Origin of the sequence: Halomonas sp. Ps84H-12 (assembly GCF_024124725.1) — a bacterium.
Classification (GTDB): Bacteria; Pseudomonadota; Gammaproteobacteria; order Pseudomonadales; family Halomonadaceae; genus Vreelandella; species Vreelandella aquamarina.
On the sequence record NZ_JAMXSJ010000024.1, the window covers coordinates 43980 to 64154 of the forward strand.

The 20175-nt window shown below is 59.5% G+C and carries 20 protein-coding genes; 13 read left to right on the forward strand and 7 right to left on the reverse strand.

The features are described from left to right. Positions 1-60 precede the first annotated feature (60 nt). Genes NH344_RS12460 through NH344_RS12475 form a run of 4 tightly spaced genes read right to left on the reverse strand, consistent with a single transcriptional unit; the run spans position 61 to position 3195 of the window. On the reverse strand, positions 61-339 hold the full coding sequence (locus tag NH344_RS12460) for a hypothetical protein (protein ID WP_022524175.1): 279 nt from the start codon (positions 337-339) through the stop codon (positions 61-63). Continuing rightward, positions 336-809 carry a hypothetical protein gene (locus tag NH344_RS12465; RefSeq protein WP_253027983.1) on the reverse strand — a complete coding sequence of 158 codons (474 nt, stop codon included), beginning with the start codon at positions 807-809 and terminating at the stop codon, positions 336-338. Before NH344_RS12465 ends, NH344_RS12460 begins: the two co-directional genes overlap by 4 nt. An 18-nt stretch (positions 810-827) precedes the next feature. Beyond that, complete coding sequence (locus tag NH344_RS12470) at positions 828-1049, reverse strand: Rmf/CrpP family protein (protein WP_253027984.1); 222 nt, start codon at positions 1047-1049, stop codon at positions 828-830. Beyond that, entirely contained in the window at positions 1030-3195 is a 2166-nt protein-coding gene (locus tag NH344_RS12475) for an ATP-dependent RecD-like DNA helicase (RefSeq protein ID WP_253027985.1), read from the reverse strand. The genes NH344_RS12470 and NH344_RS12475 overlap by 20 nt, the downstream gene beginning before the upstream one ends. Before the next feature lie 459 nt (positions 3196-3654). Here NH344_RS12475 and NH344_RS12480 point away from each other — a divergent pair, with 459 nt between their 5' ends. From NH344_RS12480 to NH344_RS12490, 3 genes are all read left to right on the forward strand, one after another. After that, complete coding sequence (locus tag NH344_RS12480) at positions 3655-6009, forward strand: DNA topoisomerase (RefSeq protein WP_074211783.1); 2355 nt, start codon at positions 3655-3657, stop codon at positions 6007-6009. A 185-nt stretch (positions 6010-6194) separates the two neighbouring features. After that, positions 6195-6731, forward strand: coding sequence for a hypothetical protein (locus tag NH344_RS12485; RefSeq protein WP_074211784.1), 537 nt, complete (start codon positions 6195-6197; stop codon positions 6729-6731). A gap of 385 nt (positions 6732-7116) precedes the next feature. Then, on the forward strand, positions 7117-7314 hold the full coding sequence (locus tag NH344_RS12490) for a hypothetical protein (protein ID WP_139298716.1): 198 nt from the start codon (positions 7117-7119) through the stop codon (positions 7312-7314). 730 nt (positions 7315-8044) lie between these two features. On the opposite strand, the gene NH344_RS12495 is transcribed toward NH344_RS12490, so the two are convergent. Continuing rightward, positions 8045-8662, reverse strand: a complete 618-nt coding sequence (locus tag NH344_RS12495; RefSeq protein ID WP_074214923.1) for a helix-turn-helix transcriptional regulator — start codon at positions 8660-8662, stop codon at positions 8045-8047. Positions 8663-8802: 140 nt separating this feature from the next. Here NH344_RS12495 and NH344_RS12500 point away from each other — a divergent pair, with 140 nt between their 5' ends. Then, complete coding sequence (locus tag NH344_RS12500; protein ID WP_022524166.1) at positions 8803-9168, forward strand: DUF2274 domain-containing protein; 366 nt, start codon at positions 8803-8805, stop codon at positions 9166-9168. On the opposite strand, the gene NH344_RS12505 is transcribed toward NH344_RS12500, so the two are convergent. Further along, the gene (locus tag NH344_RS12505; RefSeq protein ID WP_022524165.1) at positions 9165-9707 is read right to left on the reverse strand and encodes a hypothetical protein; all 543 of its coding nucleotides are present in this window, start codon (positions 9705-9707) and stop codon (positions 9165-9167) included. The two genes, NH344_RS12500 and NH344_RS12505, sit on opposite strands and share 4 nt — an antisense overlap. Here NH344_RS12505 and NH344_RS12510 point away from each other — a divergent pair. The 9 genes from NH344_RS12510 to NH344_RS12550 all read left to right on the forward strand — a co-directional run bounded on the left by NH344_RS12510 (position 9706) and on the right by NH344_RS12550 (position 19800). Next, positions 9706-10281, forward strand: coding sequence for a hypothetical protein (locus NH344_RS12510; RefSeq protein ID WP_053857262.1), 576 nt, complete (start codon positions 9706-9708; stop codon positions 10279-10281). The two genes, NH344_RS12505 and NH344_RS12510, sit on opposite strands and share 2 nt — an antisense overlap. Further along, positions 10259-10945: a hypothetical protein gene (locus NH344_RS12515; RefSeq protein WP_022524163.1), complete on the forward strand. Its 687-nt coding sequence runs from the start codon at positions 10259-10261 to the stop codon at positions 10943-10945. Before NH344_RS12510 ends, NH344_RS12515 begins: the two co-directional genes overlap by 23 nt. Continuing rightward, positions 10942-11949, forward strand: a complete 1008-nt coding sequence (locus NH344_RS12520; RefSeq protein WP_022524162.1) for a TraU family protein — start codon at positions 10942-10944, stop codon at positions 11947-11949. The genes NH344_RS12515 and NH344_RS12520 overlap by 4 nt, the downstream gene beginning before the upstream one ends. Positions 11950-12101: 152 nt before the next feature. Further along, the gene (locus NH344_RS12525) at positions 12102-12908 is read left to right on the forward strand and encodes a type-F conjugative transfer system pilin assembly protein TrbC (protein WP_175565770.1); all 807 of its coding nucleotides are present in this window, start codon (positions 12102-12104) and stop codon (positions 12906-12908) included. A 1-nt stretch (position 12909) separates the two neighbouring features. After that, on the forward strand, positions 12910-14232 hold the full coding sequence (locus NH344_RS12530) for a hypothetical protein (RefSeq protein WP_074211786.1): 1323 nt from the start codon (positions 12910-12912) through the stop codon (positions 14230-14232). 185 nt (positions 14233-14417) lie between these two features. Then, positions 14418-16457 (forward strand): conjugal transfer protein TraN, encoded by a 2040-nt coding sequence (gene traN, locus NH344_RS12535; protein ID WP_228219493.1) that lies wholly within the window; start codon positions 14418-14420, stop codon positions 16455-16457. 574 nt (positions 16458-17031) lie between these two features. Beyond that, positions 17032-17448: a hypothetical protein gene (locus tag NH344_RS12540; RefSeq protein WP_074211788.1), complete on the forward strand. Its 417-nt coding sequence runs from the start codon at positions 17032-17034 to the stop codon at positions 17446-17448. A 146-nt stretch (positions 17449-17594) separates the two neighbouring features. Next, the gene (locus NH344_RS12545) at positions 17595-19115 is read left to right on the forward strand and encodes a type IV secretion system DNA-binding domain-containing protein (protein ID WP_228219489.1); all 1521 of its coding nucleotides are present in this window, start codon (positions 17595-17597) and stop codon (positions 19113-19115) included. Between the two features lie 340 nt (positions 19116-19455). Beyond that, a complete protein-coding gene (locus NH344_RS12550; protein ID WP_074214926.1) occupies positions 19456-19800 on the forward strand; it encodes a hypothetical protein in 345 nt (114 codons plus the stop codon). Positions 19801-19831: 31 nt separating this feature from the next. On the opposite strand, the gene NH344_RS12555 is transcribed toward NH344_RS12550, so the two are convergent. Further along, a partial coding sequence (locus NH344_RS12555; protein WP_253027986.1) for a hypothetical protein occupies positions 19832-20175 on the reverse strand: 344 nt, incomplete at its 5' end.

The following is a 20175-nucleotide window of genomic DNA, read 5'->3' on the forward strand; positions in this document are numbered from 1 at the left end:
ACGAATCTCACACCAGCCGACGAGGCCACCTCCCCTAGCCAAGGAAGGGGCCGAGGTCGTTCACAGCGAAAACGTCACCACGCCGTTGCGCATGACCGGCTGCATGGCCATGTCCACTGGCTCTCCCAGCCGCGGCGCCGGGGGCGGCTCGGGTGTCTCGGGCTCGGGGGCGGTCATCCGAATCGCGGTCGACAGCGCCAGCATGGCGGCCCAGGCCACCATCCAGCGGATCAGGAACGGGCGATCGGTCAGGCGGGCTCGCCGGGTGACCAGCTTCGCCGTCAGGAACAGGGCATAGAGGAGGGCGGCTACCCACACCAGAACCAGGAGGCGCGTCATAGGTCACCTCCTGCCACAGCAGCATCCGGGGCGATTTCGCATGCGAAATCCCGGTACTGGCCACCGGCCGCCTTGTGCTGGCGCAGTTTGGCCGCCAGCGCCAGCCCCGCTTCACTGAAGGTCAGGGTGGTGCCGGGCTCAACCTGCTCGGGGCCGACCGTGAACAGTCCCTCGGCGGCGAAGTCCTGCACGCAGCTCCAGTCGTCGTGCCACGGGTCCGGCTGGGTGCCGTCCGCCAGCGTCGTGGCGTGTTCCGGGCGCATCACCATGCCCGGGCGAACCGGGTGACTCGGGCGCTTGGGGCGCGGGCACTGGTCGGCCAGGACGCGGTAGTGCCGGCGATTGGCGGTCATACGGGGGTCAGCGCCAACCTGGAAGCCGGCCATCTCCACCATCACGGCTTCGACGTAGGCCAGGCAGCGCCAGTGGTCTCGGCCCCACCGGGCCATCGGAACGTAGGCTTGCTCCATCTGGATTCTCCATCTTGGTCAGGGGCGAGGGTCGCCGTTGTCTGTGGCGGCTGGCGCCAGCGCCAGCTCGCGATCTCGGTCTTCCCAGCCGCGCAGCCAGGCATTGCGGAAGGCCCGCGAAAAGGTCAGTCGGCCGCAGTCCTTCCGGTAGTCGTTGTAGGGGCAGGCATGCCGGGGGTCGCCACGGTCGCGTGCTTCCCGCCCCTTCCTCTCGGCGCCATCAAGCGCTCGGTTGGCCATGGGGCTCTCCTTCATCTATTGCAGGGGTGGGCTGGCGCAGCCACAGCGGCAGGGAGGTCAGCCGCCGCCGCCCGGTGACGTGCCGGGCCGCTCGCTCGATGGCTGAGGGGTGGCCCACGAGCACCACGCGGCGCTTCCCCCGGGTGATGCTGGTGTAGAGCCATTGGCGCTCGAGCATGTGCCAGTGCGATCGCGCCAGCGGGATCACCACGGCGGGGAACTCCGACCCCTGGGCCTTGTGGCCGGTCATGGCGTAGGCGAGCTGCAACTTGCCGAGGGCATCGCTGGTGAACAGCACCTCCCGGTCCTCGAATCGCGCCAGCACGGTCTTTTCCTCCGGGTCGGCCGCCACCACGAACCCGAGGTCGCCATTGAAGACCTCCCGGTTGTAGTCGTTCTCGGTCTGCACGATCTTGTCGCCGGCCGCCCAGCGCCGGCCATTGATCGTCACCGAGCCCCGGTCGCCGGGGATGTGATAGGCCCGCAGTGCGTCATTGAGCGATCGGGTGCCCACCGGGCCACCGTGCATGGGCGTCAACACCTGCACCTCATGCAGGGTGTCGAAGCCGTGCGCCAGCATCTCGGTCGTGGCCACGCGGAACGCCTCCTGGAGGACCAGCTCCGGGTCACTGCCCTCGGGCACCGCGACAATCTCGAAGTCGCTACCCGGGACAGACTGGGGTGGGTGTCCCTGATTGACGGCGTGCGCCTGGACGATGATCTGGGAGCCTTCCCCCTGGCGGCGGATCTGCTGCAACCGGGCGACAGGCACTCGCCCCGAGGCGATCACATCCCGCAGGACGTTCCCCGGGCCAACCGAGGCCAGCTGATCTTGGTCACCGATGATGTAGAGCCGGCAGTGGTCGGGTAGGGCGACGACGAGGGCGCGGAACAGCTGCACGTCTACCATCGAGGCCTCATCGATGATCACCACGTCCGCCTCAATCGGGTTGTCCGCATTGAACTCGAAGCCGTTGGCGCCAGCCCCCAGCAGCCGGTGAATGGTCGTCGCGGGTCGCCCGGTCGCCTCGCTCATCCGGCGTGCGGCTCGCCCGGTCGGCGCACACAGCGCCAGCTCATAGCGACTGTCATCCAGGGTCTGCGCCAGCACCTCGGTCACCGTGGTCTTGCCGACCCCCGGGCCGCCCGTGAGCACCGCCACGCCATAGGCCAGACAGGTCACCAGGGCTTCACGCTGCTCGTCGCTGAGCACGCGCCCATCGGATAGCTCGCCGTCGACACTGGCCAGCCCGCTGTCCTCCCAGGGGACCGCCCGCGCCAGCAGGGCAGCGGCGACCGTGCGCTCTGCATTGATCAGCGCCGGCAATCCCACCAGCCCACCTTCCACCTGCTCCAGCTTCTCGTGCGCCAGCAGCAGCTCAACCACCGAGGTCGTGCGTGCCACATCCACCTCGAGGAGCTTCGCGCCTTCCGAGGCCAACTCCCCCGAGGTTGCCAATGTGTGGCCCGAGGCTGAGCGGGCATCCACGACATGACGCAGGCCGGCGATGATGCGATCCCGGTGCGTCAGCTCGAACCCCATCGACCGCGCCATGGTATCGGCGATGCGGAACCCGATGCCGCGAGTCTTGAGCAAGGTCCGGTAGGGGTTGGCCGACACCTTCGCGATGGTGTCCTGGCCCAGCTGGCGGAATACCGACATGGCCCGCGAGGCGCCGAGGCCGTGCCCCTGGAGGAAGATCAGGGCTTCCCGGGCTTCCTCATACTCGTTCCAGCTGCCGGCGATCCGTGCGGCCTTCTTCTTGCCGATACCGGGCACCGCTCGCAGGGCTTTCTCGTCGCCCAGGACATCCCGCAGGCCGTCACCGAAGTGCGCGACCAGCCGCTTGGCGAAGGTCGGGCCGACACCGGCCACCTTGCCGCTGGCCAGGTAGGCGCCCAGGGCCTTCGACTCCCGGGGCACCTGGGTCACCAGCCTCTCGGCCTTGAACTGCTGCCCGAAGCGGGGATGGGTCGTCCAGGCGCCATGAGCCTCTACCGACTCCCCTTCATTGAGCGGCTGGCACACCGCCACCAGGGTCACCTCGCGTTCCGCCTCATCGCGCACGGTCAGGATCTGGAATCCCTCCTCGCCCACGAAACGGACATCGGCAACCACTCCGCTCAACTGCTCCAGGTTGTCCATGGTGCTACCTCACAAAAAAAGCCCGGCTGGGGAGAGCCGGGCAAATGCAGGGTGGGAGTCAATAGGCTCTGGCAGAGCGGCGCGGCCTATTAGCACGCCCGGGACACGCCCGACTGAAGCGCTGGTTCTACTACGGGGGAGCCCACTAAGCGGTGTGAGAGAGAGAAGCCGGATCAGGGCTGCTCAGCGGGCTCTCCGGTAGCCCCGGTGACCGGGACGACCAGGCGGCTGATGCGCATCCCCAAAGCCGCGTCAGGGGAGAGAGAGGAGCCACGGGCGCACTCCGCGTAATTCGGTCGGCAGGGGTTTCTCTGTTTCCCCTGCCTATGTGTTGCTATACTAGACGACGATTTATAGGAATGCAACACACCCAGGGAATGGAAGACATCGTATTGTCGGCATGCTCCCGAGCGGGGCGATATTCCGCTCGACAATCCCTACCGAAGGACAACCAACAGGATGACATCACAAGCACTCATTCTGTGTGAGAAGCACTCGGATCAGGCAGACAAGATAGCCCCTGCCCTGGGGCTGACACGCAACGGCTCTTCCTATACCGGCACCTGGAATGGGGTCTCCCTGACGCTGGTATGGGCGGCTGGCCACCTGCTGGCGCCGGTCGAGCCTGCCGTTGTGAGCCCTGAGGCCAACTGGCGTGATCCACGCAGCCTGCTGCCGCTGCCTACCGCTTTTCCGCAGACCCCGACAGACCGGGGGAAGAAGTACCTGGGCAACCTGAAGAAAGCCCTCTCCCAGGCCAGTGAGGTGTGGCTGGCGACCGACCCCGACCGTGAGGGGGAGGCGATCGGCTACGAGGTTCTGCAACACGCGAAATACCGGGGCATGGTGAAGCGCATGTGGCTCACCGGCTCCATGGAAGCGTCAGACGTGCAGGCCGCGGCCAAGCGCCTCCGGGAAGGTGGGGAGACCATCTCCTACTGGCGAGCCCAGCAGGCCCGCGCCAACGCCGATGGCTTCTGGCAGTACCTCGTTCGGGCCTACACCGCGTCCGCCCGCATCGGGCTCATGGGCAAGGATCTGGGCAAGGGGAAGGGCAAGGCAGGCGTCGTTTCTGCCGGCCGTGTGCAGTCCGCCACCCTGGGGCTGGTGGTCGATCGCGATCGCACGATTGAGGGCTTCGTCCCGGTCGACCACTACCAGGCGAAGATCACCCTGGGCGGTGGCGAATTGAGCTATGCCCCGGTCGATCCGCCTGCTGGCGCCAGCGGCATCAAGCTCCAGGACGATGGCAAGCCGCTGTTCCTGGACCGGGACGCCATGGAGGCCTTCACACAACGCCTCGAGGGCGCCGACACGGCCGACATTCTGGCCGCGGACACCAAGCAAACCGCCAAGCACCCACCGCTTCCGTACAGCCTCACCGCGCTCCAGCGCGACATGTCCAAACAGCACGGGATGACGGCCACGCAGACCCTCAAGGCGGCCGACACCATGCGGAGCGATGGCTACCTGACTTACCCCCGGACAGAGCACGGAGAGCTGCCTGCCAGCCTCTACAACCGGGATGACCTGCTGGCGATCCTGGGCGGCGCTGCCAAGGCCGATGACGGGCTCATGGCGCCAGCACGCCTGGCGGGTCGCCGGCACTGCCTGGAAGGGGCCGATGTGCCGCGCCCACGGTGCTTCACCGACAAGCCGATGAACCACCACGGGATCATCCCCACGCACAAGACACCGGACCTGTCGGCACGCTCAGACGCCGAGCGAAAGGTCTACCTGGCGTGTGCCCAGCAGTTCATCCAAGCGCTGCTCCCACCGGCCACGGTCGAGTCACTGAAGGTCAGCGCCAGCGTCGATGTGGAAGACGTACTGGAGCGCCAGCCAGCGCTGTTCGCCGGCACCTTCAAGCGCGTCGTTGACCCGGGCTGGATGACCGCGTTCCAGGCGCCGAAAGCGCAAAAGGATCTCCCCCCGCTGGCATCCGGCGCCAGCCTGCCCATCGAGGCCGTGAGGCTTCACGAGGCCCGCACGGAGCCTCCCAAGCACTTCACGCTGGACACCCTGCTGAGCGCCATGCTCAACGCTGGACGACAGGTAGAAGGCGAGGATGCCGCGGCTCTCAAGAAGGCCGAGGGGATCGGCACCCCGGCCACCCGCGACACGGTGATTCAGACGCTCTTCGATCGCGAGTACATCGCCACTCAGCGCAAGGGCAAGCAGCAGCTGATCGTGTCCACTCCCCGAGGCCGCGCCTTCATCGATAACACCCCGCGCATGCTCTCCGATGTCCGCGTGACGGCCGCCTGGGAGCGCGAACTCGACGCGATCCAGAACGCCTCCAGCGATGCCGAGGCCAAGCGGCTGCGCGACACCTTTATCACTCAGCAACGCGACTTCATCACCACCCGCATCAACGAGGTTATCGAGACCATGGACAACGCCCCCGAGGCCGTTCGTGAGGCCACCAACGCACCGACCGAGAACATGATTGCCGCTGCCCGGAAGATCGCTGCTTCGCGTGATCTGGCGCTGCCTGAAGGCATTGAGCACAGCTTCGACACCTGCCGCGCATTCCTGGATGAAGTGATGCAGCAGACGCCCCCGCCTACCGACAAGATGAAGGCGTTGGCGATGCGGCTGGCGGACGAGAACGGCGTCACCTTGAATGGTGAGCTGACCTCCTTCAGGGAGTGCAAAGCGTTCATCGACAAGCACCTCCAGAACGGGGAGCCGACCCCCAAGATGATGGCCGCCGCTGAAGCCGCCGCCAAGCGCTACGGGGTCAAGATTCCCGAGGCCGCCCGCACCTGCATCAAGGAGTGCCGGCTGTTCCTGAGCGAGCACCCGCGGTAGCCGCGCACGAGGCCCGCCCGGGCACCCCCTGGGCGGGGATAGACACACCAGATCGACCACCTGCATGCCGCTCGAATAGGCCCTTCCCCTCGCCAAGGAAGGGGGCGAAAGAACACAGCTTGGACTCTCTCTCACTGGGGGGATGGCACCAGCTATGGACATGGTAGGTGACACAGGAATGACGCATGACCGATAGCGTATCCAGCAACACTGAGGGGGCTTCCCCGACACAGCGCAAGTCGCGTTATAGACGCACGGTAGACAGGCAAACCTACCTGGACGAGTCCGCCCAGATGGTAGGCGCCCTGAGTCATGACATCACGGCCATCATGGGGGAGTACAACCGCCAGCTAGTAGAACTCCATGAGCGGTTGCGTGACGCTCAGCCGCGTTCACACGGCGCCGTCCTGATGGACCTCAACCGCTGCGGGTACGGGTGCCTTGGGTGCCCGCATCCGGTGTGGGTGAAGTGGATGGACAAGCAGAAGAATAACCGCCAGTCCGCCTCCAAGTGGATTGCCGTTCGACTGTCTCGCCCAGGCACCGCCGCACGCTCGAAAAGCATCCCCGACGAGGCCCGCGAACTGATTGCTGAAGCACAGGCGCTGATCGAGCGTAGAGCCCGTTTTATCGATCACCTGAAGCGCATCAACAAGGCCATCGGTGCAGCTCGCAGTACACGTCCCGACCTAGGGTTTCAGCACACAGGGGAGGGTGAGTAGAGCATCCTGATACGGTATCGCTGACAAGCGGCAAACAGGCTCCCGGGGCATCTCGCGGAGCCTTTTTTTTGGCTGGCAGATAGAGCGATAAGACACCGCCAGAGCGTCCCATAGAGCGTTATCCGAGATGGCATATACGGGCACTACAGGCGACATGGGTGTGCGATCGCCAGGCTGCATCCTTAGGGGGTACGAGCGTACTGCGGGAGGGCATCCCCAACGGGCATAGGTGACGACCTCACGAACGCCTTATCGGCGCGTGATCGACCACGGGGAGTGTGTGCCTGTCGGGGTGTGGGGAGGCCATGCCACCGTGCCTGCGGCTGGCGCTTCCGGTGCGTGAGCGACCACGGCGAGTGTGTGCTGTTCGGGGTGTGGAGATGCAATGCCACCGGGCCTGCGGCTGGCGCTTCCGGTGCGTGAGCAGCCACGGCGAGTGTGTGCTGTTCGGGGTGTGGAGATGCAATGCCACCGGGCCTGCGGCTGGCGCTTCCGGTGCGTGAGCAGCCACGGGGAGCGTGTGCCGTTCGGGGTGTGGGGAGGCCATGCCACCGGGCCTGCGGCTGGCGCTTTCGGTGCGTGAGCGACCACGGCGAGTGTGTGCTGTTCGGGGTGTGGGGAGGCCATGCCACCGGGCCTGCGGCTGGCGCTTTCGGTGCGTGAGCGACAGCAGCCAGGGCCAGTTAGAACGAAGTGCCTTTGGGGCGAATTCCGGGTTTTGGATCGAGCAAGGCTAGGCATTTCGAGGCCCGCCTCGTATTCAGGCCGCGGAGCGGCCCATGTGCTTTTCGTATTGCAAGCGGCAGTGCCCAAGCATGGTCACCACAGCGCAGCTTTACAGCCCTCACAGAACGAAGTCCATGCGGGCGAAATTGCAGGATAGGAAGCCACCAGGGCTAGGCATTTCGAGGCTTGCCTCGTACCCAGGCCGCGGAGCGGCCCATGTGCTTTTCGTTGTATGTGGAAAGAGTCTCGAGCATTCAGTATAAGCAGCGATCGAGCATTACTAGGAACGCTGAAAAAGTGCTGATATGCCAACTAATTATGCCCAAATATGTGCCCTGATATAGCTTTACCAGAGCACCATGAAGAGCGTTACAGGAGCGGTTCTCATGAGAGCACCAACGGAATGCTCTATCTCAGCCAGTCGGCAAGATGCGTCTAACCCGTTCGATTCCCGTAATCATAGTCAAGTCATGGGAACGGGGATCGATTCCCGTACTGGCCAATCCAGGGCCGGGGCTCATAGGCTGTCTACTGAAGCCAGTCGGCACGCCGCTCAGGCGTCCCCTGACCTTGGTAAGGGGATTCGCCTAGCTGCTCGAGGGGTGGTCAGCCCTGAAATCTTCCATGGCTTTCAACAGGTCCAGGTAGTCAACGCCACCCGTGATCAGCCGAGTCTTGGTGGCTCGCTCGTACATCCAGACACTCCATAGCTTCATGTGGGTTGAGGCCCCATCGAGATCCTTGGGCATCATACCGCCCCACTCAGGATCATCAGCCATGAAGTGCAGCGCCCTGTCGATTGCACGATCCAGGTCATTCTGAGGCGAGTAGAAGTCCTCCAAACGAACCTGCTCGGCCAGGATCATGACAGCCAGCACGGGATAGTTCAGCCACTCCGCGAATCGCTCCACCACATCCCGGCCCAAGCTGCTGGCCTGGCGACGGCCTGTTTTCAGGTGGCTCAACGTGGAGGGTGCTATGCCAAGGCTCTCAGCCAGCTCAGTGGTAGAGATCCCTTCGCTTACCGCCCGCTCAAAGATGATTTGTACCAGCTTGTAGCCAGGGGTGTCTGGCTCGATTTGCAGGTAGTCACTCCGCGGCCCCTTTGGCTTTCCCTTCTGCCCACCCTTCGGGCCGGGGCCAGGCTTGCGCTTTCCGGCCTCAATGACCTTCTTCAGGTCGTCGTTTTCATTGTCGTGATCCAATGCTCTCTCCCATACGCCGGAATTCGACGCCACTAACATGTAGCTATACCAGATAACGATTTCTAACGGTCCCGGGCTATCCGCAGCAGTCAGCGTAGCTGCAAGATTGCTTCGTCGTCATGATAACCCAGGAGACCGAAATGCTCATTGGCCGCGTAGAGCACGACCCCAAAAAGCAGATTCAGGCACAACTGCCTGAATCCACGATCAATCGGCTGGATCAATACCGTGAGCTGTACCAGCTCACCTTCGGCGAGAAGGTTTCGACCAGTGATCTGGTCGACCTAATGCTGAGGAACGTCATGGACAGGGACCGCGAGTTCAAGCGGTTTCTGAAGGACCAGGAGCGGAAGGAGAAGCAAGAGGCCAAGCAAGAGGCCAAGCAGCAAGGCCAGGGGGGTGAGGCCCCGGCCGGCGAGCCTCGTGATGGTGGGGGTGGGAGAAATCACACCACAGGCGAGGAAGACCGCAAGCACGGTCAGCCAAAACAGGGCATGGGGCGCTAGGTTTCACCATGCCGCTTCTGGATGACCTCACGCATTTGCTCGACCAGAGGGACCACACGGTTCCACTTGGTACGCAGCACCCGATGGTTGCCCGTATGCCAGCTCCGAATCGAGGTCACAGCCTCGTCGGCGGCTACGGCGATTTGTCGTGGGGTCATCACTTCCATCCAGCGATCCACCGTTGCCTTGACCTCATCAGCGGCGACCCATGCGCCGCCCTCGATTGCCTCATGTTCTTCCATGATCTCCTCGAGGGCGCCCTGCACTCGCTCGTAGGGGACTTTCCGAGGGGTTACGCCACCAGTCCAGGCATTGACGGATGCCACGGAAATCTTGCTGTTGAGCTTCGAGGTCAGCAGCTCGGCGATCTTGGCCAGGGTCATGCCGTACTCGTCACGCAATGTATTGATGCGCCGGCCCAGGTCGCTATCCGTCGAGCTGCGCTCAGCACGCCCACGGGTCGTGGGGATGCTCACTTTGATCTCGCAGCCATGCCTTTCAAGCGTATTGATCAGGTCGTTCAGGAGCGTGTCTCGCATGGCTAACCTCTTTGAATACTTGTCGAAACAACCGCCATCCGAAATGCAGCGATTGGTCGGGTGGACCGCCTCCCGTCTGCACATACCGCGGCAATGGCAGGACGACATGCGCCAGGAAATCTACCTTGCCTGGCTTGGGCGGGAGTACGACGCCAGCTATTCCCATGATGCCATCATGAAATACGCGGGCGAAGCCGCCTTCCTGGCCATTAGCACCTGGCGCCGGCATACCGTACTCCCCGTCACTGTCCATAAGGCGGGTCAGGCGGACAGTGAGCCCCGTGCTGAGCAGTACGATCTGATGGCTGAACAGATCCCTGGCTTTACCCAAGAATTCAACGACGAGATCGATACTGAGGCTTCCGTGGAGATTGAACCCACGTCCACCGTCTCAGCCCACCTCATCGACCTTCCGAAACGCTCAGCTCGATCAGGGCTGTCCAACGAGAACCTGCTTGCCCTTCACTGTGAAGGCTTGTCGGCTGCCGAAATCGCTGCGGCGGCTGACATGACCGAGCGCAGTGTCTACCGCAGATTGGAACGGCTGAAAAATGGAAATCGTAGTACAGTATAGTAAAATTGCAGCGCTCACGGTAGCGCTCTCAAGTACCGCCCTGGCCGCTGACCAGGATCTCGGAACGCTCGGGCCTACCTGGGAAATCGGCGAGCCGGATATGCGTCTGGCCATCGTGGCTGAAGCTCATGGCGTCGACTGGGATTCAGTCCATGAGCACCTGGCGGGTCAGGCCCAGACACACACCAACGACATCCCCGACTGGTATGTACCCGTCGCCGAGCATACCGAAACCCATTTCGTAGACCCCTCCTACACCCTTCAAGAAGACATCGAAGCGCTGAAGCGGCAACCGGACGGCACTTATCAGTGGGGCACCATCTACGAGGCAGGCACCAAGGTTAATCCCCTGGACAAGGTTCGCCCGCAGAACTGGCTCCTCGTTGTCGATCTACGGGTGGACAGGCAGCGCGAACTGGCCGTGGAGCTGAAGAAGCGTCACCCGGTCAACCTGACCGTCATTGTGACCGCGGGCGATCCCGGCGATTTGGCTGCTGACCTGGGGCGTGCCGTCTACTTCGCCGAGGAATGGCATTTCGACCGTTTGGGCATCACTCACACGCCTTCACTGGCTGGCGTGCGGGATAGCCGTCCCGACGCCATCGAAGTGACGCATTTTGCCTACCCCTACGATGTCGAGACCCTGGAGGCCCACCTGCCATGAAACGAACGGTCCTTTCCGGCCTGGCTGCCCTATCACTGGCCGCGGCCAGCTTAGCTACTGCCTCTCCCCTGACAGGCTCAGCCGCTTGCCAGGGGGAGGTGTTCAATCCGATCAACGACCCCAACTGGAACAACATGTTTCCGGTGACTGTGGCGGGCATATCCATGGGGGGTGGTTCAAACCCGCCCCTGATGCACATGGACCCTATCTGCATGTGCCCTGGCCCCTACGGTGTGGATATGCCTGGGATTGGGATGACGTACTGGGAGCCCACCTTCCTGGCCGAGGTGGCACGCACTCCCGGTTGCATGTCGACCTTGGGCGGGGTGCAAGTGCTCGAGGGGTATGACGAGCAAACCTCGAACCAGAAGTATGGCTCCGGCCGTGACCACGGCTCCGTCACCAGGATGCAGGTTCATTGGTATATCTACCCCCTGTTCAGTGTGCTCAACATGATGAGTTCACTCGGGTGCATGAACACTTCGGGGTTCAACCTGGCGGATCTCACCGAGGTAGATCCCACCTGGCAGGACGATACCTGGACTTCGATCGCCTTTCCTGAGTCCGCCCTGTTCGCTAACCCGGTTGGCGCTCTTTCTTGCATTCCAGACGCCGTTGCCTCAGCAGCCGGTCGACCTCTTGACATGATGTTCTGGTGCCAGGGATCGCAAGGCGTCCTGTACCCGCTGACCGGCTCCAGCCCGACACACAGCTCTCCTCAGGGGGGCAATCTGCACGTCCTCGGAAAGTACATGCAGCGGAAGACCCGGATGGCTGGTCTGCTTTCCACCATCGGCCCATGGGCCGAGTGCCAGTCGGTCTATCTGCCGAACATGATCCGTAGCCAGTACAGGATCGACCCGGTTGCGCCGGTCGCGAGTAACCAAACCGCTGTTCTGGGCATGTCCGAATTTCGGTGGGGGATGATGCCGCCCGCCAACACAGCCGTCCGTACCGATTCCGCATTCCTGATCTGGGTAGGTAAGCAATGCTGCGCTCTCTGACACTCCTTGCACTGGTTCTCACCAGCTCAACAGCCCTCGGGCAAAAGACACCCGAGGAAGCCGCTCACAGCGCGTTCTCGGCTTTTCAAGGCGAGAGCGCAGCCCAGCTTCCTTTCCCTGGCCAGGGAAGCGCAGAGCGAGTTCTCGAAGCCATGGGGGCAGGTAGCGCCAACTCTGCGGGGGAGGCCGCAGGGGCTGCCATGGTGGACAACATCCGTAAGCCCGGCCAGACAGGCGGGATTGCTGACCCAGAGATGGCAGCCGAATGGGAGGCCTTGCGCGGCTCGCTTGGGTTGGGTGAACAAGACCGCCTGTATTTCTTCATCTCGTTCTCAATGCCGGAAAGCATGATCCGCGGTTATGCCCTCGATGCCGCTCGGGCCGGTGGTGAGCTGGTGCTCCGGGGGGTAGAGCCGGGGATGGACCTCAGGCAATTCACCATGGAGCGGCTGCTGAAGGTGCTGCGTCCAGGCGGGATGACTGCACCGATCCAGATAGATCCCCGTCTGTTCGACACCTATGCGGTCGACAGCGTGCCAACCATCGTGCTTGCCAAAGAAGACCCGATGGGAGTTTGCCAAACCGCAGAGCCCAGGACAGGGGAAATCAATGGCCAGGCATTCGACTACAAAGCCTGCCCGGAGGCGGCCCCAGACTCCTACTGGAAGGTCGAAGGGTCAGTGACAGCCCTATATGCCCTAGAGGAGTTCCAAGACCGCGGGGCCAGCAATGCAGCCGTGTACATCGATGCCTTGAAAGGCGAAGGGGCACTCAGCGCGTCCGAGCAGCCGGGTATCGGCTCGGAGCGGTGGGAATCACTCACCGATGACCTGGCTGAACGCAACGCGGAACGTCTCAAGGAGCGGTACGAAGGCTCAGATCGTGAAGTTTACGACACGCCAATGGGGCCAGCCGTGGGGCCGAAGGGACAGAACACTGACCATCTCTGGGAGGAATAGCATGCCGAAGGGCGTTCATCTGAAACAGCTCTTCACGGGGGTCGCCATGGCGGCCCTCGTGCCATTGAGCACTATCGCGATAGCTGGGCCGAGTGAATCGGGCCTGAGGGCAGGGGGCGCCTGGGCAAAAGACTTCGACCCTGGTAAGAGCTTCCAGTCAGCGACTTCAGCCCTGGGCCTTGAGGACACCAAGACCTCGGGGGAGCTGGGGGGCGAGGTTGGGCTCCAGGTGAAGCAACAGCAGCAGCGGAATTTCCGGTGCCGTGACGGCGCTCGACTGACGGCGGGTGGTATCCGGGTCAATATCGAAGAGTGTCAGCAATCCGATGACGGTGACTTGCAGAGGCTGCGAGTCGCCGTTTGTGATGCCCTGACGCAAGGCATCCGGTGCAGCGACGATCGCTATACGCAGACGCGAGAAGTCCCGGCAGGGGGCGAGGCCGCGTTCAGCGGCGGCGATCTCTACGGTGCATACCGAGTCGAGGCTGAGTGCTCAGGAACATCCTGTGTGATGACGATGCACCAGCTGCATGGAGATGCCTGGGGCGGCAACAACATGCGCCAACAGGGCAACGATCGCGTCAATCAAGATCCTAATCACCCCTCAAACACCATCGCGGATGTCCGGGACAACCCGACTTTCGATCAGGGCAGTCAGTATGCAGAGGACCGTTCAAAGTGCCTGGGGGGACAGATCAACCAGCTGTTCAGCGAAGGCGATATTCCGGTTTCATGCAATCCTGATGACCCCAGAACGATAGACTTCCTGGACATCGACGGCGGCGGGCAGTGTGAGCCTGATCGGATCACAACAGATACATGTACCGTCGACATCCCTACTCGACTCGTAACTTGTGAGCCGGAATCAAAAACGTGCGACGTACAGCGTGAGACTGCTCAGTTTACTTGTGAGCGTAAACTTCAAGTCCAGCAAGTCGGTAGTGAGGCCTGTACGCCAGGACAGGTTGTTTACCAATGGCAGCCTTACTCCAATCTGTACCGGAGATTCGTTTGCCAGGCTTGTAACCACCCATTCAACTGTCTCGTCTACCAGTTTAATCAGGACGGAGACGGCTGGCGGTCATCCTTCCGATTTGAATACTCTCGTGTCTTGGGGTGGCACTACCCAGAGCTGATGCCAGGTGCCCCGTCTGGATATTACATAAGGCAAACGTGTAGCAATGGACGCTGCACCATTCACTATCGGCGGAACCCAAGTGATAGCACAAAGAAATATAGCTATGACGAAGCGGCGCCGATTTTTCAGGACACCGTGACTGAAAATTGTGATGCCTTTGAGCAACGTCGACCGGAGACAAACTGATGCTGTACGCGATCAGAGCGCTCGCGCTAATGGCTATGGTGATTGTCACTGGTAATGCAAGCGCACAAAATCTCAATGACTATGCGGAATGTTATCGGGCAGGGGAGGTGTGTGTAGACAATGCACCTCGCCAGATTAACGGCCATACAGTGCATCGGAACTGTTGGCGATACTCTGTCACGTATATGTGCTACGGAGACCCCTATAGCAATAGCTGCAACCTTGACGCACTGAACAACAGTGATGAATGGGAGCTGGTCAATACCTTTGACGAGACATACCCAGGAACCTTCACACAATACTCAAATATATTGCCTGACAGCTGGAAGGAGGAGTGGCAGAAAAGTGAATCGACCTGTAATGCTGACACCTCTTACGGGTGCGGACCTGACATAAGTAGCGAAGATATACTAGATGATTCTGGTAATGTGATCGGTCAACGAGTCAGGAAGCGGTGCTATATAGGTGAAACTCCGCGGTGCAACAATGACCCGAATTGCAGCATTACCGAGTACGAATGCACAAAGGAGCAAGATGGCCTCTGCGTCAGACAAGAGCAGACATACTCCTGCCGCGAGGAAGGAAAGTGTGATCCCAGCTCCTACGAGGTGATGCCTGAGGTAAGCGATGATGAGGGTGCTTTCTCAGATGCTATAGCCGCAGCTGGTGTTATGGACATGATTGCGGCGGAAGGCGGCTTGGATGACAACATGCGCATCTTTTCCGGCTTCAAGCGTGAGTGCAAAGCTATTACAAGTGATTTCCGTCGCATGATGGAATTCAATGCAACGGTTGGAACCGCGCTTGCTACTTTTTACGGTGGCCCATTGGGCGCAGTTCTAGCAGGCACTGCGGCTGCTGATATTCTCAATGCTATCGAGCACATGGAATGTTGTCAGGATGATCCTGAGGATGTCGTACTCACTAGCTCCTTCATCTCCATGGCCACAGGTGTCGGCGCGGATTACTGCGACCTTGAGGATGTTGAGCTGGCAGCAGCCAGGATGGCCAAAAGAGCTGTCCAGGTAACGCCTGGGTTTGTTCCGACAAATAACACGCTTTGCACGATTGCAAACTATGTCTACAACGCCCCTGCCAAGGGGGATATGGCGTATGCGAAGCAAATATGTTCACACTGGACTAGGCCTTGGTCTCTGGCGAATACTCAAACCCAGGTGGATGAATATCAGCGCTGGTGTGAATTTGATTCCATGCTGGCACGAATAATTCAGGAGCAAGGGCGAGAGCAACTAGCACAGCTTGCAGCTCAAAATGCAGGGGGTGCTGAGACAAAAACTGCACGCTTCCCTTTCTACCAGTCCTCGGGAGGATGGACAAACGAGCTGAATGTGAACGGGAACCGCGTGAGGTTCTGGAAATGGAAGGAAGAGTGTTCAACTGAAGAGGGTTATACCAACTCCATGCTGGCTGGCTATGACTGTCCATCAAGCCCAGACATATATGCAGCAGTCTGCTCAGAGGACACATGCGGGAGCCCACCCGACCATCCTGTATATGGCTTCAGCCCAGGCTGGGAGACACATCGCCTAGCAGCTGAGGACCACCACGTTCGTGCGATCAACCGCTATTCAGTAGTGGAAGGTGGCTGCTTCGATGATGGTTCTTGCGAATACGATGTTCATGCCTGGAAGGCAGGGGCTGGAGGGCAAATGCGTGTGCCCATTGATATGAAATGGCCCATCAACTTTCCGAATACAGGATGGGGTGAATTTTCATGGGCGCACAACAATGTCCATTTTGAGGCGTATACAAATCCGCTCGGCACAGACAGTCCAACTCGAGGACTTCGCATGTGCATTGGGTCATCTTACCAATGTCGGTATAACTCAGGATGGACAGAGGTAGACATTAGTAACAACATCAGCGACATGAACAACTATGTCAATAGCACGCCGCCTGTCACACTCACGGGGGGTTGCACTGACAGTGAGTGTGAATTCCGAGCTACCGTGGAGGTGAATTTGACGGCAAAGCCTTGGTATACCTACTCGGAGAAGAAGTATGAACCGTGCATGCTCGAGGTTCTGGGAAGCTGTGTGGCCGAGGCATCTACAACCTACGACCGCCAGTACAAACCAGACTGCTCAGGATTCACCATTGACGAATTCCTTGCGCTAGACCTTGGCGACATGGATTTCTCTGAATATGTCGAAACTTTGTCTGAAAAAGCTAAAGCGGAGTTCAATCAGACATGGGCAAACTAACCAAGCGAGTTATTACCTGCTTTGGCTTGGCTCTAGCTTCTACGGGCTCCTACGGGAGCCCGATAGACAGAATAACTGATCAAGCTAATGCCTTGGCTTCAGGCAGTGCTTCATCCAAGGAGGTCGTCCAGAATGCTGGCCAAAAACCATTCCGATTTACCCCAAACAACGGATATGTTGGTCTGGAAACCAAGCTAGATATAGCTGTGACATATACCTCATTTGAACATGGCGGGCGGAATGTTCGGCAAGTCGAGAAGGCAGTTGTAGACTGGGGCGATGGCTCCTCTATCACTACTGTGACGCCTGGGACGCCTGCGTTTCATACCTACGGGCATCGAACAAAAGAAGGCTCTATAACGCCTAATGGGAGCGTAGTTTACACAGGCCGAATAACCTTTGTCACAACATCTGGAGATGCCTACACCGAAAGATTCCAATACAGCATGTGGAATACCTTTCTTGACTCTCTCGTTCCTGGAGGGCGCGTCCTACCAGACACTATGCTACCAAGCGTGGGTGGGGCTGGCAGTCGAGACAAACTTCCAAGCGGATACTATGACAGGAACAGCAAATGATGAGCCTAAGAGATTCAGCATCTATGACGGCATTCATAGCGTTGCTTATTTCAGCAAGTACATACGCCCAACAGCCGGAAGGGGAAAGCAATCGTCTTTATGGTGGCCCTGACTCTGGAGGAATAGCGAATAAATCGATCATTACCTATGATGCGGTTGAGTGGCAGACGGCATGGTTCGAGAACCTTGGTGGCCAACCCCCTCACGAGCTGCCCCATGGCCATATTGGGGTGCTTGTTTTCGCTGCCTACCCAGGGCACCTGATCAGCCTTCATAGTACCGATCCCTCAGCGACACCAACGATCCGCTGTCACCAAGCCCCGCTACCAGATTCAAAGAGCCATATTGCTCCTGCCTCATGGGCAGCCGGGATCTTCAAGGCTGATGATGTGATTTTGGAGGATTGCCCATGATTGCCGGGAGGAGGGATGCACTGGCTCTCACTGCGATCGCAGCTGGGGTGGCCACAGCCACCCCCTGGGCAGCCGGAGCGCTGCCTGTGTGGCCTGCGGGGCTCCTGGGCACTATTGGCATGGCCCAGCTCACCTGGAGCCAAGCCATGGCGACCCTTGAGAGGATCGATGAAGATTCGCGTGAAGGGTTTGTTCTTCCGTCTGACGAACCGATTGATGACAAAGGTAGTGGCCTGCACATTGGCCTGACAACCGATAAGAACACCAGAGTCAACATGCCAGACAACCTCGGGAAACGTCACACTGCGATCGTGGGGCAATCCGGCGTGGGTAAAACGACCATTGGTGAGTACATCCTGTGGCAGCAGACAGCAAGAGGTGGGGGCTGGCTATTCATCGATGCGAAGATCGATCGCGATACTCGTGACCACCTCGCCTACATGGCCAAAGTGACCGGGCGAGAGGATGAACTCTATATCATCGATGTCTCCGATCCTGACAATGCTAACACCTATAACCCCGTCCTTCATGGTGATCCAGATGAGGTAGCCTCCCGCCTCATGAATTTGATCCCTTCCGCCGAAAACAACCCTGGCGCGGATCACTACCGACAGTCGGCCAACCACGCCTTGACTGTCATCATCGCAGCCTTGCAAGCCTCCGGTCAGCTTTACCACTTCGGTGATCTTTCCATCCTACTACAATCGGATAAGGCGCTTGAAAACCTCGAACGGATGACACCCCAGGGCTCTGAAAGGCGAGCCCTCTCGATCTTCCTGGATCAATTCCGCACCCGTACCAAGGAAGGGACGAAGATTGACCTCAACCGCATGAAGCAGACGCTGGGAGGCATGGCAGGCCGCATTGCGCTCTTTGCACAAGGGAAATTCGGGAAAGTATTTAACGTGTATGCACCCGAGATCGTCCTTACAGAGATCATCCGCAAAGGGCACATGCTTTATGTTTCGTTGCCAACAATGGGGAAGGACACCGCTGCTCTGAATCTCGGCAAGATGATTGTATCGGACATACGATCTGCCGTTGCCCATATACAGGATCTTCCTAAAGGAGAACGGCCAGAACATTTCATTGCTCTGCTCGATGAGATGGGTGCCTATGTTATGGAGGGCGTAGGCAGGCTCTTTGAGCAAGCCCGTTCGGCAAACATCGCCCTCATACCAGCATTTCAGTCGTTCAGCCAGTTGAACCGTGTCTCTCCTGACTTTGCTGACATTGTGATCCAAAACACCTGGAACAAGATATTCTTCAAATTTGGCTCGAAGGATAGCCCGGAGGAGGCGGCTGAAATTCTCGGCAAAACAAAACGGTTCCAGCGATCGGTGTCCGTTTCGGCCAATCAAGGTGAAAGCGCCCAGTATCTTCGCACAACGCCTCAGTCAAGCATGTCAGACGGCGGTGGCATGGGGGAAAGCTGGCGTGAAATCGAGGAGTTTCGTGTCACGCCCGACCAGTTAAGAGCCATGGATATGGGTCATGCGGTAATGATGATGGGAGCGCGCATGTACCACCTCAGAACCCCAATGATTAACTACCCAAAGAAAATACCATCCTTCAAGGCCGTCAAGCACAATAAAAAGATCCCAGCGAACAAGCAGCCACTCAATTTTGAGGATCGGCTTAATGAATTTCTCACTGAAGTAGCTTGAGGTGCAAAGATGATAACTATTGTATTCTGGGGGACTATCGCAATATTCGCCATGTTCCTTTTAGGCGTACTACCAGGCGTCAAAGAGGTTTTCCGCCCGATAATGGATATACTGTCAAAGGGAATCGTGGAAGTAGTGAAATTTGCTGCGGGCTACATGCTTTGGCTTGTCAAAACGATCATACATGCTCACCTTGATCTTATTAGTCACCTCTCACATTCCCGCAGCTATTTTGACCCCGCCGACAAGATAAGGAAGTAGTTTATAGTTTGACATTGAAAACGTCGTACCGTATACTTAAATTAACCATAAAGAATGACCAAACGCTCGGGGGTGATTTATGGCAAAGAATAAGCGAAATGCAAAACGCCAACGGGCGCTCAATGCTCGTCGTCAGGCTGCATCACACACTGGCGGTTCTGTGATCGCTAATGAGCTTCACCATCTCATTGGAGCAGACGAAGAAAGCGTTGTGAGGGCGATCCGGTGGCGAGCCAAGGTTAACGTCTATTTAATTCTAGGATTCAACCTTGTGGCTTTCCTCTTTCTTCTTTATCACACCAACGCTAATCAAGGTGGGGTAATAAGCCATAACAGCCCCTATATCTGGGCCTCCTTCATTGCATTTTTCATTCTGCAAATGATCTTCCTCCACCGTTACAAGAAACTTATCCGTAACGCCTAAAAAAGCCCCCGCAATCTGCGGGGGCTTTTCATTACCTTGAGTCCATATTTTCTCTTGGGTCAACTTCATCGTCTTGGCCAGGGGCCTGTTCCCGCGGCTGGGAAGAAGCTGGAGGCTCCCCGCTAGAACTTGAGCCGCTACCACTATCACTCGTCCAACCATTACTCGGTGCTTGCGCTGGCTGGGATTGCTCTGTTGCGTCCCAAGGCTCGCCGGCATTGCTCACCTGGTCAGGGGTCAAGCCCGGATCAGCCCCGTAGGAGGGCGCCTGGGGCACCTGGCCATCCTGAGTCGCTGCGGCCGGCTCCTGGCCGGTTTCAGCCCCGTAGGAGGGCGCCTGGGGCACCTGGCCACCCTGAGTCGCTGCGGCCGGCT

What these genes read in the sequence shown, in the direction of transcription:
- NH344_RS12460 (WP_022524175.1), bottom strand. Translation starts at nt 339, where the DNA reads ATGACGCGCCTCCTGGTTCTGGTGTGGGTAGCCGCCCTCCTCTATGCC.
- NH344_RS12465 (WP_253027983.1), bottom strand. Translation starts at nt 809, where the DNA reads ATGGAGCAAGCCTACGTTCCGATGGCCCGGTGGGGCCGAGACCACTGG.
- NH344_RS12470 (WP_253027984.1), bottom strand. Translation starts at nt 1,049, where the DNA reads ATGGCCAACCGAGCGCTTGATGGCGCCGAGAGGAAGGGGCGGGAAGCA.
- NH344_RS12475 (WP_253027985.1), bottom strand. Translation starts at nt 3,195, where the DNA reads ATGGACAACCTGGAGCAGTTGAGCGGAGTGGTTGCCGATGTCCGTTTC.
- NH344_RS12480 (WP_074211783.1), top strand. Translation starts at nt 3,655, where the DNA reads ATGACATCACAAGCACTCATTCTGTGTGAGAAGCACTCGGATCAGGCA.
- NH344_RS12485 (WP_074211784.1), top strand. Translation starts at nt 6,195, where the DNA reads ATGACCGATAGCGTATCCAGCAACACTGAGGGGGCTTCCCCGACACAG.
- NH344_RS12490 (WP_139298716.1), top strand. Translation starts at nt 7,117, where the DNA reads ATGCCACCGGGCCTGCGGCTGGCGCTTCCGGTGCGTGAGCAGCCACGG.
- NH344_RS12500 (WP_022524166.1), top strand. Translation starts at nt 8,803, where the DNA reads ATGCTCATTGGCCGCGTAGAGCACGACCCCAAAAAGCAGATTCAGGCA.
- NH344_RS12510 (WP_053857262.1), top strand. Translation starts at nt 9,706, where the DNA reads ATGGCTAACCTCTTTGAATACTTGTCGAAACAACCGCCATCCGAAATG.
- NH344_RS12505 (WP_022524165.1), bottom strand. Translation starts at nt 9,707, where the DNA reads ATGCGAGACACGCTCCTGAACGACCTGATCAATACGCTTGAAAGGCAT.
- NH344_RS12515 (WP_022524163.1), top strand. Translation starts at nt 10,259, where the DNA reads ATGGAAATCGTAGTACAGTATAGTAAAATTGCAGCGCTCACGGTAGCG.
- NH344_RS12520 (WP_022524162.1), top strand. Translation starts at nt 10,942, where the DNA reads ATGAAACGAACGGTCCTTTCCGGCCTGGCTGCCCTATCACTGGCCGCG.
- NH344_RS12525 (WP_175565770.1), top strand. Translation starts at nt 12,102, where the DNA reads ATGGGGGCAGGTAGCGCCAACTCTGCGGGGGAGGCCGCAGGGGCTGCC.
- NH344_RS12530 (WP_074211786.1), top strand. Translation starts at nt 12,910, where the DNA reads ATGCCGAAGGGCGTTCATCTGAAACAGCTCTTCACGGGGGTCGCCATG.
- traN (WP_228219493.1), top strand. Translation starts at nt 14,418, where the DNA reads ATGTGCTACGGAGACCCCTATAGCAATAGCTGCAACCTTGACGCACTG.
- NH344_RS12540 (WP_074211788.1), top strand. Translation starts at nt 17,032, where the DNA reads ATGATGAGCCTAAGAGATTCAGCATCTATGACGGCATTCATAGCGTTG.
- NH344_RS12545 (WP_228219489.1), top strand. Translation starts at nt 17,595, where the DNA reads ATGGCGACCCTTGAGAGGATCGATGAAGATTCGCGTGAAGGGTTTGTT.
- NH344_RS12550 (WP_074214926.1), top strand. Translation starts at nt 19,456, where the DNA reads ATGGCAAAGAATAAGCGAAATGCAAAACGCCAACGGGCGCTCAATGCT.